A 13,155-nucleotide genomic window follows, 5' to 3' on the forward strand; every position below is an offset into this window, starting at 1 on the left:
AAGCGGTCAAACAGCTGACCATAGTTTACGTTTTACGTGACAAGCGTCTACATCCCGACCGGGAAGTTTAGGCGCTTTTTACGTTTGCTTCCAGACGCCTCCGAATCCTTTTTTTGGGATTGCGTATCTGATGGTCCTGCCGACGACCCGCCGGAATTGGCTCAACTCTGCCGATATGTTATATTAATTGAGTTGGGGGCTTCTTTGAAAGGACAGGCTGTCCTCAGGAGAGGAGGAACTTAGGATGAAGTGGGGCAGACAACTCGTTGGCATCGCTTTGCTATGCAGCCTATTGTTAAGCGCATGTTCTTCCGAGGAGGGACAGACCGCGGAGCCGGCGTCGGCTCCCGCATTGCAGGATTCCGCCGAATCGGCGGCCGGTGACGGCCAGACCCTAACGGTGGTGGCGCCGAGCGAAGCGAACAAGGTAAACCATGATGCAGGCAAATATAAAATTCATACCAAACTTACGGAATTCCAGCTTCTAAGCGAAACTCAAGGCATTGCCTGGGGATTAACCCGCAATGAACTTCGCATGTATTTGACCGAGGACAACGGCCGGACCTGGGTTAACATTTCGCCGTCGGCGAACGTGCAGTTCGCAGCGAATCCCAGGTATGGAAAGGACGTCTATTTTACGGATCCGCAAAACGGCTGGATCGTCCGCGATCCCGCAGGCATGTCGGAGACGATCGTGCTTCATACGAGCGACGGGGGAGAAAATTGGAACATCTCCTCGATCCCCCAAAAAAACAAGGTTTCCGCGATCCATTTCAATTCGCCGCAGCACGGCTGGCTCATGACGACGGAAGAGTCGTCGACGGGCAAGGAGCTCAAGGTGCTTTACCGCACCGATGACGGCGGGGCCGTCTGGAATATCGCGATGCAGAACACGGTGTACGATCCGGGAAGATCCGACACCGGCGCCCCGATCCCTCATCTGGGTTATACGGTAGGCATAAACTTTACCGACTCCATGAACGGATACGCCATGATTCAGGAATTGGGGGAACCCAAGCTCTACCGGACGAAGGACGGGGGCAAAAAATGGACTTCGGGCCCGGCGTTTTTTGACCGGGAAAAGCTGAAGCCGTGCATTTCCTATGCGGCCGGCAACCTTCAATTTTTCGGGTCGCATAAGGACGGATGGATTCCGATCGGCTGCAAGCTTGGAGACAGTACGAAATACAACGGTTATTTCACGGAAGACGGCGGCGACACGTGGAAATTCGTCAACTTCGGCCTTCCCTCGAGCGAAGGATTGAACCAATCCCTGCGGCCTACTTTCATCAATCCCGCTGAAGGCTGGGCGCTTGTCGGCAGTACGCTGTACCATACGGTGGACCAGGGCAAGACTTGGCTTGCAATCACGAAGAACGAGGTGCTGCAGCAAAAGCTTCAGGAGTATCCCGAAGTCGTGAAGCTGCAATTTACGTCGCCGCATGTAGGCTGGCTTTTGATCGGAAACAGCGAGCAGCGGAGCTCGAGGCTTTTGCAAACGACGGACGGCGGTGCAACGTGGAGAGTGTTGTAAGTTGTAAAAGGAAGCGAAGAACGGTGGTTCTTCGCTTTTTTGCGTTCGGCAGGGAAACGGTTGTCCGGTTCGAATACCAGGGAAAAAGTTCGGGAAAGGCTTGTCTGACAAGGACTAGTGGTTTTTTTGTCATATCCCCCGCATATACTTGTTATGAACAGGCCCGCTAGAGGAGCATCGCTCAGCCTAAAGTCGAAAAGGAGGGGGAAGCATGCCAGGAGATTCGTCATTTTGGATGTTCGACTTCTTCGGAAAAGTCATGCCGATCTTTTTTGTCGCCGTGATCGGTATCATTGCCGTGTCTGTCGGCAGAGGATTGCTGCAGTGGGGGCGGAACAACAAACAGCCTGTTCTCACGGTCGACTCCCGGATCGTCAGCAAACGGACCGAAATCAACCAGCGCCATACGCATGAGCCGAATGATCAGATGACCAGCCATACGAATACGGTCTACTATATTACGTTCGAAGTGGAAAGCGGGGACCGCATGGAGTTTCCCGTCAGCGGAAAACAGTTCGGATTATGCGCGGAAGGGGATACGGGAAGGCTTACGTTTCAAGGCACCCGGTTCAAAGGTTTTGAGCGCCGTATGCGGTTTGCCGGCGAAGCCGAGACGGGGGCGCGTTATCGGAATTATGAGCGTTTATGACGCGTACCGATGGCAAAATCAAATGAGTGGACTGCATCTTCCAAAGGATGTGGTCTTTTTGTTTTTGCTAATATGCTTGAATGGGAAGACAATTGAATCTAAAGTAGAAGCATCGGGTAAGGTTAGACTAAAGGAGGAATCCATATGACATTTCAAAATATCGTCGTGGTTGTCACCGGTGCGGCCCAAGGCATCGGCTTCGGCGTCGCCAAAGCATTTGCCGAGCAAGGCGCCAAACTCGTCATGGCGGATCTGAACGAAGATCAAGGCGCAGCAGCTGCGGCTGCGATCCGCAACGAAGGCAGACAAGCCATCTTCGTGCCATGCGATGTGCGCAAAGAAGAGGATATCCGGCAGCTGATGAAAGCCGCGGAGGACGAATACGGCAGAATCGATGTGCTGATCAACAACGCCGGGGTGTCCCGCTGGAAATCCCCGCTTGAGCTGTCCGTCGGCGAATGGGACGACGTGCTGAACACGAACGTGCGAAGCTGCTTTCTGGCGACCCGCGAAGCGGCCCGCTCCATGAAAAGGAACGGCGTATCGGGAGCCGTCGTCAACATCGCATCCACGCGCGCGCTGATGTCGGAACCGAATTCGGAGGCATATGCCGCTTCGAAAGGGGCCATCGTAGCCCTGACCCATGCCATGGCCGTTTCCCTCGGACCGGACCATATCCGCGTCAATTGCGTAAGCCCCGGCTGGATTGAAACGCAAAACTACAACTCGCTAAAACCGGCCGATCATGAACAACATCCGGCAGGCAGGGTAGGCAGACCGGAGGATATCGCCAAGGCTTGCCTCTATTTGGCAGACCCGGACAATTCCTTCGTAACCGGGACTCATTTGGTGATCGACGGGGGCATGACGCGGAAAATGATCTATGAACCGTAACTTTTCTCCTGCGCAGTTGGCCCTAATGCCTTCCAGTATTTCTCTTTCTCCGACCATTCCGGGCCGTCTTCCGCGGCCGGCATAGTTCCTTTTAGGCATTTTTGATTTTGCGCGACTTGCATGAGCCCGTTCTTTAAGGACTTGGGCTCATCTTTTTTTGGGGGATCAATGCTATAATTACTCCGTTTACTACATGAGGATTGCAAGTCCTCGCATAGGAATGGAGGGAAATTATGTTTGTCAAAAATTCTCGATGGCTCACTGCCCTGCTGTTTCTGGCGGCGATCCTGCTTACGGGATTCAGCGCCCCGTCGAAGGACGTCAAGGCCACTTGGGTATGGCAGACGGAACTGATCGAGGATGGCGGAGAAAAATTGCTAGAGTTTGCCCGCAACGAAGGCATTAATCTGATTTACCTGCAAATCAACCGGGATTTGCCTAAAAAGACCTATGAAACGTTCGTGCAGCACGCGCATGAGGAACGCGTCGCCGTCCATGCGCTCGGCGGCGATCCGGGATGGGCCCTGACGGAACATCGGGACCGCATGTTAGGACTTGCCGAATGGACGATGGAGTATAATGCCGGCGCTTCGCCCGAAAGCCGGTTCGATGGAATCCATCTCGATATAGAACCTTATGTTCTTCCCCAGTGGGCAGCGGATCATGATGCAGTCATCCAAACGTGGGAGAGCAACCTGTCGGCTTTTCTCGGCAAAACCTCCGGCTCGGGGCTCGAACTCGGAATCGACATTCCCTTCTGGTTTGACGGTTACAGCGCCTCCGGGGGCGAAGCGCTCAATGAATGGCTGATGCGGCAATTCGATCATGTCACGGTGCTGGCTTACCGGAATGACGTCGATTCGGAACATGGCATTATCGCTTTGTCCCAAGACGAGCTCAACCTAGCCGACCGACTCGGCAAAAAAGTGCTGATCGGCGTCAACACGAAGGAAATGCCGGGCGAAAGCTACACGACCTTTTACGGGCAGCAAAAAGAGCAGATGAACCAGTCCTTATCTGATCTGACGGGCCGGTTGGACGCTCATTCCTCTTTTGCGGGACTGGCCATCCATGACTTCCGTTATTGGGAAAACATGCCTAGCGGCGGCGGGGGCGGCGATCAGCCGGGACCCGGCCCGGACCCCGAACCAGTCCCGGACCCCGGCCCGGAAGGCAACGTTCCCGATGCGGACCCGGTCGTTCGGGATTCCATGGTAAGGGGCACCTATATTTGGGAAGCAAACCAGGTGCTTCAGAACGGTCAGGAGATCATCGGCTTCGCCAAAGAGAAAAAGCTGAACTGGCTTTACGTCAGGTTGGATTTGCAGCAGCCTTTCAGCGCGTATCAAGCTTTCGTCAAACAGGCTTCGGCCGCAGGCATTGAAGTGCACGCCATGGGGGGGCACCCGATTTGGGCGCTGCAGGAAAGCCGTCCCAAAATGATGAAGCTGGTCAAATACGTCAAGGACTACAACCGCTCGGTTCAGGGAGATGAACGTTTCCATGGCATCCATTTGGATATCGAGCCCTACGTGCTTCCGGAATGGAGGTCCGACACGCAGCGGGTCCTTTCGGAATGGACCTCCAACCTGGATGCGTTCGTCACGGAGCTGAAAAAGGACTCCCGTTTGCAAGCGAGCATGGATTTGGCGGTTTGGCTCGACAAATATAAAGTCCCGGGCGAGGACATATCGATCAGCAAATGGATGATCCGGCGCATGGACCATGTGTCATTGATGGCTTTTCGGGATTCCGCTGCCGGTTCGAACGGCATCGTTAACGTCGCCAAAGAGGAAATCGGTTTTGCGGACGAATTGGGCAAGCCGATCCTCCTTTCGGTCGAAATGAAAGAAAGCCATGAAGGCAACCACATTACCTTCTTCGAGGAAGGGGCGGAATACATGGAGGGAGAGCTGGCGAAGCTGCCCGGTTTGTTGAAAGATTCCCCCTCCTACGCAGGCAACGTGGTGCACGCTTACGATTATTGGAGGAACGCAAAACCTTGAACTTGAATCGCTAATGAGCAAAATGTTCTGCTTGCGCCGAATAGGCGGCAAGCAGATTTTTTTATTCGGGCCGGCATCCCCCGTGAGGGCGAGCCGAGGGCATACCGGCCGGCGGGCTGGGCATTCACACAGAAACGGCTGCCGGCATACCATAAGGTGTTGGCAACGCGAGTGAGATAAAGGAGCGTGAACGAAAATGGCAGGTCTGGAAAAGCATTATTTCGGGCGCGGCAATACGGCGGCGGGGTTGTACACGTTGTACGATTCCATTTTAAACGGACTGGACACCGTATTTGTCATCGACGGACGGATCGGATCGGGGACTTCGCAGGTGTTTGCGGAGCTGGCGGAAACATGGAAAGATAATGACTGGACGAAGCACTTTATACATGAAACGTTGGACAGTGATCGGCTGGAGGGCATCATTTTGGAGGAAGCTCGGATCGGCATCATTGACGGGAACGCCTGGAGCGCCGATCCCGTTCTGGAGGGTACGGAAATTCGGGTCATTGACGCTGCTGCGGCGTTGCGAAGCGGTTTCATCGACGATGTGGAAGCGCGGACGAAAGATCGGGAGCAGGAAATCGCCTCGCTTTACGCGAAGGCCTTCGACTCCTTTTTAAAAACGCTGCGCATCCATGACGAATGGGAGAAATTTTACATCGACAATTTAGACCGCGAACGGGCCAATCAAATCACGGCGGATTTTGCCGACGAATATTTGGTTCCATTCCGCTCGAAGAAAGCGAACGTCACCCGCCGGTTTCTCGGCGCTGCTACGTGGCAAGGAGCCCTCGATTACGTTCCGAACTTGACGGAAAACCTTCGCACGCGGATTTTCGTCAAGGGCCGCCCGGGCTCCGGAAAATCCACCATGTTCAAAAAATTGGCCAAAGAAGCGGAAGCGCGGGGAATCGACACCGAAATCTACCACTGCGGGTTTGATCCGAACAGTCTCGATATGCTTATCTTTCCTGAGCTTAGCCTGGGCATCTTCGACAGTACGGCACCGCATGAGCATTTTCCGAGCCGGGAAGGGGACAGCATCCTCGACGTTTACGAACTGGCCATTAAGGAAGGCACGGACGAGGCGTTCGCCGAGGAAATCGCCGAGATTCGCAGCAGATATACGGCTTCCATGAAACATTCAATTTCCATCCTGGCGGACATTAAGCGGATACGGGACGAGGTATGGTCGGTGTATGACGCTGCGGTCGATCCGGAGGCGTTGCGCGCCGTCGCAACCCAAGTCGTCCGCCAAATAGACGCATTGACGAACTCCTCCGTATAACCGAACTACCCCATGCCCGAAAATTAGACGCAATCCCAGTTTTTTGCGTAAGCGCCTTTTTCGCAAACGAATGCGGAATGGCGCTTATTTTGTTGTTTTCCCTATGAACACGCATTCCCGTTTGGATCGAAACAAGGCGTCAAACGAACCGCGTCCATGTCGCAATAGGGTACAAGTTGTAAAGATTTGTTGTCACTCAACTGGGCGAATGCACATACACTTATAAGGAAAATCATTCATGCAGGGAGGTAGACACTTGGCTGTTATCAAAACGAACACGGAGCAAACAAGACTGCTCGCTCGTTTGATGAGGGCTGAAGCTGAAGGTGAAGGGAGTCTCGGCATGCTGATGGTCGGCAACGTCGGCGTGAACAGGATTCTGGGAAATTGTCTGGATTTCAACAATATCCGCAGCATCAGGGATATGGTTTACCAAAGCCCAGGCGGTTTTGAAGCCCCGCAGAAGTCGTATTTTTATCAAAGGGCCAGAGAACAGGATATCAGGCTTGCGCAACGCGCCATTAACGGCGAACGGTTTTGGCCGGCTTCGAATGCTTTATGGTTTTTTCGCCCCACGGGCGGCTGTCCGGCAACTTGGTTCAATCAATCGAATACGGGACGATACAAAAGCCATTGCTTCTTCAGTCCCTCCAGCGCGGATTGTCCTAACGTGTTTTGATTGGGCAAAAAACAGAATGAAACATGATTTCGTACTTAATTGAAGGAGGATTTGAAAGTATGGTGCCTCAGTTTTTTCGTCCATCGCCTTATCAAATGGGGGGTTATCCAGGAGTGTCGGGAAGCGGCACGGGAACTCCCGGCAGCATGGGAACGCCCGGAAGCATGGGCGCAGTTCCGCCCCAAGTCACGAGCGGCAGTCCGATGACTCCGACGGGAGCGGTGATCCAAGCTCCGCAGCAGCAATTCGAGCAATCGTACGTGGAGAACATTTTGCGTTTGAATTTGGGGAAAACGGGAACCTTTTACATGACGTACGAAAACAATTCCCAATGGAACGCCAAAATATTTACCGGCGTCATCGAAGCCGCAGGCCGGGACCATATCATTATCTCCGAACGTTCCACCGGACAGCGAATCCTCCTGCTGACGCTTAATCTGGATTACATCGTATTCAACGAACCTCTGGTTTACCAATATCCCGGCGTCGTCGGCAATCCGCCTCAAGGCCGGTAACAAAACGCTGACGAACTCAACATTTAGAGGTTTGCAGCCTTTTTAACTCCATATTTTGATTTCAACGCCGAAAAGACCGCCTTTCATGTCATAAATGACAAAAGGCGGCTCTTTTTGCCTGTATATCGGAGTTTTGCTTGCAATAACAACGGGTCCCTTTCGTATGCAGTCATACCCGATGGTTTGACTGTATAGTGTATAATTATATAATTAAAGATATATTCCAAAATCATACACAAGCTGATTTTGCAAAAAATCTTGACTTAAGATAGGAGATGGATCCATTGGGAAGTTGACGGCAAACGCGATTTTTATGCATCACAGGACTCATGATCTCAAAATACGAAGGAGGTGTACCTATTTGCCGGTCAAGACGTACGGTGAATAGGAAAAAGATTGACTGACCCCTTACCGAGTTTGATCAATTTGATTTGGGTAGTAATACTCGTTTTATTGAACGGGTTTTTCGTTTCCGCGGAGTTTGCCATGGTGAAAATCAGAAGCAGCCGCGTGGAAACGCTGGTTGACGAAGGCCGCAAAGGCGCGGTGTTCGCCCGCAGCATCGTCAACAATTTGGACGCTTATTTGTCCGCCTGCCAGCTTGGCATCACGTTGGCATCACTGGGGCTTGGATGGCTCGGGGAACCGGCCGTAGCAACCCTCGTCAGACCTCTGATTCACGCCTTGGGCTTCGGAGAAGCCGCTGTTCACGGGATCGCCGTGGCCATCGCGTTTCTCATCATTACCATTCTTCATATCGTGCTTGGTGAATTGGCGCCGAAATCGATGGCGATCCGCAAGTCGGAATCCGTCGCGCTGATGTCGGCCGCTCCCATGGTTTATTTTAATAAGCTGATGTATCCTTTCATCTGGGTATTAAACGGGCTTGCCAATGCGTTGCTGCGCCTTTTCGGGATCGCCCCGGCATCGGAATCCGAATCCGCCCATACGGAGGAAGAAATACGGATTTTGATGAAGGAAAGCAACAAAAACGGCTTGATCGACAATACGGAACTTGCGCTGGTGGACAATATTTTCGATTTTGCGGAAACGACCGGACGGGAAATCATGATTCCCCGGACGGAAATGATCTGCCTGAACACGCAGCTTTCCCGAGAAGAAAATCTTGAAATTGCTTACGAAGGCATGAGAACAAGATACCCGGTTTGCGATGGTGACAAGGATCATATTATCGGATTCATTCATATTAAGGACTTATTGCGTTCTACGGCTACCGAATATAATACTTTAATTCGTCCGATCCTGGCTGTACCGGAATCCATTCAGATCAGCGCATTGCTGAAGCTGATGCAGCGGGGAAAGACCCAGATCGCCATTTTGATCGATGAATACGGCGGCACATCCGGGCTCGTAACCCTGGAAGACATTATGGAAGAAATCGTCGGTGAAATTCAGGATGAATTCGACGAGGAACGTCCCGGCATCGAAAAAATTCAGGAACATGAATATTCGATTGACGGCTTGATGCTCATTGAAGAAATCAACGACCGATTCGGGCTTGATTTGGATACGACCGACTACGACACCGTAGGCGGCTGGCTGTATTCCCATATCGAGACGATCCCGCCGCATAAGGGGCAATCGGCCGAAGTCGACGGGCATGTTTTCATAGTGGAGGAAACGGATCATAAGCGCATCTCAAGGATTAAGCTTCTGGTTCCGCAGGTGATGGCGGAGGAAGCGGGCGCATAAAGTGTGAAATAGATGAAAGGCACGGGGCATCCGCCCCGTGTCTTTTTGTTGTTAAGATGGGGAAAACGCAAAGTTCTGAATCGAAATTGGGGGCTTAAAAGGCCCGGCGTTCGGCGTTGCGGGATGTTTTTGGATTGTTGAAGGGGCGGCGGAATATCTGGTATGATGGCAACGGTCTTCATCCAACCGCCAAAAGGATGCATGCTTTTGCATAAAAATGTTATGCATTCCTAAGTTATACGATGGAAATAGTGGATTGCTTTAAAGTGTTCACGTTATAATGAAGTCAATTTCGTTTCGTAAAATGGGAGGGAGGAGAGAGAAGTTGGCGTTTGATTTAGAAATTGCGTTCGAGCCCGTTCACGAGTTTATGAATAGCTTGCATTCCTACATATGTCGAAAGTCGCACAAAAAGATAGATCTTGCCCCATGCTGGGCACAAGAAACAAAGGAGCGGCTCACCCCTGAATTCGCCCGCCTGCTGGATGACATGCTCGTTAACGGAGACTGGGGATTCGCGTATTTGACCGCTTTCGTTGCTCCCGAAGGGTTGGGGGTCGACGGCTTTCTCGATTGGTTCGGGCAATTGAGCACCCATGATTTGATCGAGCTTTTCGCCGCCAACGGCAATGAATTTCCGGAGGAAGACATCGAGGTTTTCCATGAAAAAACGATTCACCTGTTCCGGCAGTGGCATGAGCAATATTTCGAACATGTCGATCCGGCCATCCTGCTCGCTTTAGAGCAAGAAAAACAAGACCGGCTTCGGCGTTTGACCGAAATCGATGGCGAAGAATTCGTCGACGAAACGACCAACGGCATGCTTTTCAAGCCGCTTCCCGAAATCGAGAAGCTCGTGCTTGTGCCGCAATATCATTTTCAACCGCTGAATATGGTGGCCCAATACGGGAGCATGCTCGTCTGCCATTATAATGCGCGCATCTATTTGGGGGATGAGGACCTCATTCCGACGCATGATCTCCGTTTGCTGCGCAGCCTGGGCGAAAAAAACCGGATGAAAATTTTGAAATTCTTGAACCAGGGACCGCGCACGTTCACGGAAATCGTCAGCCATCTGAAGCTTTCCAAAGGCATCACGCATGACCATATCTCGAAACTCCGCAGCGCCGGCGTGCTTTACGCGCATTTCGAAGGCGAAAACCTGACGGAGTACAGCTTGAGAAGACGGGCTTTGGATCAGCTTCAAGAGCGGATCTACCGTTATATTGAAGAGGGATAAGTTCCGGGACCTCCTTATTTGCCTGGCGGGCAGTAAGGAGGTTTTTTGATCGTTCGATAGGTAGTGATAACGCATGTTTGGTATCAGCTAGTCATAATTATTTGCTTATTCGAACATTATCGGACTTAATAATATCGCTCCCTCTTACCTTTCTCTATAGTAATAGTTCAAAAATATAAAAAGTAAAAAATCGCATTTGACAACATAATAATATCCTAATATACTAAATTTTGTATTACAAATATTTTACATAGGAGGTAATAGTTTGAGAAAATCCTTCAAAGCTCTTCTGGCGCTTTCTTTGGTAATTGGAACCTCTCCCCTTCTGCCAACTACCTCTAAAGCTTATGATTATTATGACCCTTGCCGTCCGATTAGAAATTGCGATTCGTACGGAGACCCTAAACCAATTTGTGTCACATTACCAAGTGGGCGTAAAGTCTGCGAACCAGGATATGATCCTTGGAGTTAATTCACTACACGCCTGTTAAGCTTTGACTTAGTAGAAATCTTAACTCTAATTTATTGTAAGTTATGATTTTCAACTTCGAGTAATTTAGGAAAAAATAAAATAAGCCACACTAGTATTAACCGAGCAGGCCCTTATCTTAATATCGACTTGGATTTTGTCTTTCAGTTTTTAGGCCGAATTTCCAGTGAAACTCTGTGTTTGCATTCAGGCAAATACAGAGTTTTTATTTTTCGGTTTCTAATAAAATGAACTATTCAAATAAAAATTTCAGTTCTCTATTTACAGAACTCGGTTTGCTTCCTATAATAGACAATAATTAATGGAATCTTAATTCATACTTATCTTATAGGAATGATCGAGATGGGTACAAAACGGGAGGTTAGAGTTTCATGAAAAAAGGTGTCATTTTATTAACGTCGCTCATGCTCGTCGGTTCGCTGCTGATGTCGGCGTGCTCGAACAACAACGATGCGGGGCAGGCTCCAAGCGGCAATGCCGCGCAAACCGATCAAGGCGCGAAAGAGCATACGACAGCGCCGGGCGGCGAATCCGGGTTAACGGAACCTTACACGGCAGCGGACATGTCCAAACTTCCGGCGGTCGCCAAGCAGCGAACCGATACGATTATCGTCGGGCTCACCGATCCGAGCGGCGCGTTTACGCCATACTTTACCCAAAGCGGATACGACGGCAACGTCAATTCCCTGTTGTTCAGCTCTTTGGTAACCGTTGATGATAAAGGGCTGCCAATTCCTGATTTGGCCGAAAAATGGGACGTATCGGACGATCAGCTCACTTATACATACCATTTGCGCAAAGACTTGAAATTCAGCGACGGATCGCCGCTGACGGCGGACGATGTCGCGTTTACGTGGACGATTCAGTTTGACAAAGCGTACGACGGGGATTCCATGGTTCCGACACTCGCCGTCAAAGGGGCGCAGGCTTATAAGGAAGGCAAAGCGCAAAGCATCGAAGGAATCAAAGTCATCGATCCGCAGACGATTTCTGTGACGCTCGAGAAGCCGAACGCCACCGCGCTCTTTATGTTGGGAGGACAGGTTTTGTCCAAAGCTTATTACGGCAAAGACTACAAATTCGGACAATTGGATTACATCAAAAAACTTCATTCGAACCCGGTCGGCAGCGGTCCGTACAAGCTGGAAAAATTCATTCCGGGACAGGAAGTCCGCTTCGTGGCCAACGAAAATTATTACAAAGGCAAACCGAAAACGGAACGTTTTATTTATAAAACGTCCGAAGGCGACACTTGGCAGTACCTCGAAACCGGCGAAGTCGACTACGCTTCGTTCAGCGCCACGACGGAAAACATCGAGAAGCTGAAAAGCCTGGGTTTCGTAAACATCATCCCTTACACGCCTAGTTCCTATGGATACCTTCAGGTTAACCTGGAGCACGATGTGCTTAAGGACAAAAAAGTGCGGCAAGCGCTCACGTACGGTTTGGACCGCCAAAGCATCTATGTGGACGCCAACCAGGGAGCAGGTTCGGTTGCAAACATTCCGGCTTCCCCGATCTCCTGGGCGTACACGGAAGAAGGCATCAACCCGTATAAATTCGATACGGAAAAAGCGAAGCAGCTTCTGGACGAAGCCGGATGGAAGGAAGGAGCGGATGGTATCCGTGAAAAAGACGGCAAACCGCTAACTATCCATTATTTAGGGTCCAAAAACAAGCAGACCGACATTTTCATCGCGGTGGCGAAGGAAAACTTCCAGGCATTGGGCGTAAAATTCGAGCCGGAAGTGTTCGCGGACTTCAACTCGCTCGAATCGAAAGTGGAGAGCGGAGACTACGATCTCGTGTCCTTCTCCACGCCGATGCTGGCCGATCCTTCAGACGGTATCGTGCAGTTCATGAACGGCGAGATCAAAGGCTACGACAATCCGAAATTCAAAGAATTGTATGAAAAAGGTTTGGCGACGACCGACATCGAGCAGCGGAAACAGGTTTACAAAGAAATCTTCCAGCTGCTGAACGACGAACTGCCGATCATCTTCACGAGCTACAAAAAAACCGTCTATGGATACAATGGAAGAATCGACAATCTTTCCGTTAGCCCGTTCGTCGGGTTGGCCAACAGTCTTCCGGACTGGACGCTGAAACCGGCGCAATAATCCGTAACAACCATCCCGTCCCTC

10 protein-coding genes are annotated in these 13,155 nt (G+C 51.0%); all 10 read left to right on the forward strand.

All coding sequences use genetic code 11. The annotated features are described in order from the left end of the window. Positions 1–244 precede the first annotated feature (244 nt). The 10 genes from MKY58_RS11075 (at position 245) to MKY58_RS11120 (ending at position 13,131) form a co-directional block, all read left to right on the forward strand. A complete protein-coding gene (locus tag MKY58_RS11075; protein WP_339324561.1) occupies positions 245–1,534 on the forward strand; it encodes a hypothetical protein in 1,290 nt (429 codons plus the stop codon). A 211-nt stretch (positions 1,535–1,745) separates the two neighbouring features. Further along, positions 1,746–2,183 (forward strand): DUF2500 domain-containing protein, encoded by a 438-nt coding sequence (locus MKY58_RS11080; RefSeq protein WP_339324562.1) that lies wholly within the window; start codon positions 1,746–1,748, stop codon positions 2,181–2,183. A 144-nt stretch (positions 2,184–2,327) separates the two neighbouring features. Further along, a complete protein-coding gene (locus MKY58_RS11085; protein WP_339324563.1) occupies positions 2,328–3,077 on the forward strand; it encodes a glucose 1-dehydrogenase in 750 nt (249 codons plus the stop codon). Positions 3,078–3,310: 233 nt separating this feature from the next. Beyond that, the gene (locus MKY58_RS11090; protein WP_339324564.1) at positions 3,311–5,083 is read left to right on the forward strand and encodes a hypothetical protein; all 1,773 of its coding nucleotides are present in this window, start codon (positions 3,311–3,313) and stop codon (positions 5,081–5,083) included. A gap of 196 nt (positions 5,084–5,279) precedes the next feature. Beyond that, positions 5,280–6,374 (forward strand): hypothetical protein, encoded by a 1,095-nt coding sequence (locus MKY58_RS11095; protein WP_339324565.1) that lies wholly within the window; start codon positions 5,280–5,282, stop codon positions 6,372–6,374. A gap of 256 nt (positions 6,375–6,630) precedes the next feature. Then, on the forward strand, positions 6,631–7,053 hold the full coding sequence (locus MKY58_RS11100; protein WP_339324566.1) for a cell wall hydrolase: 423 nt from the start codon (positions 6,631–6,633) through the stop codon (positions 7,051–7,053). Positions 7,054–7,148: 95 nt separating this feature from the next. Next, on the forward strand, positions 7,149–7,568 hold the full coding sequence (gene gerQ, locus MKY58_RS11105) for a spore coat protein GerQ (protein WP_339325121.1): 420 nt from the start codon (positions 7,149–7,151) through the stop codon (positions 7,566–7,568). A 396-nt stretch (positions 7,569–7,964) separates the two neighbouring features. Beyond that, positions 7,965–9,281: a hemolysin family protein gene (locus MKY58_RS11110; RefSeq protein ID WP_036715662.1), complete on the forward strand. Its 1,317-nt coding sequence runs from the start codon at positions 7,965–7,967 to the stop codon at positions 9,279–9,281. Between the two features lie 325 nt (positions 9,282–9,606). Then, positions 9,607–10,521, forward strand: coding sequence for a winged helix-turn-helix domain-containing protein (locus MKY58_RS11115; RefSeq protein WP_339324567.1), 915 nt, complete (start codon positions 9,607–9,609; stop codon positions 10,519–10,521). Positions 10,522–11,382: 861 nt separating this feature from the next. Continuing rightward, positions 11,383–13,131, forward strand: a complete 1,749-nt coding sequence (locus MKY58_RS11120) for an ABC transporter substrate-binding protein (RefSeq protein WP_339324568.1) — start codon at positions 11,383–11,385, stop codon at positions 13,129–13,131. The last annotated feature ends 24 nt before the right edge of the window (positions 13,132–13,155 follow it).

The sequence above is a fragment of the Paenibacillus sp. FSL W8-0194 genome (assembly GCF_037969745.1).
Classification (GTDB): domain Bacteria; phylum Bacillota; class Bacilli; order Paenibacillales; family Paenibacillaceae; genus Paenibacillus_AQ; species Paenibacillus_AQ cookii.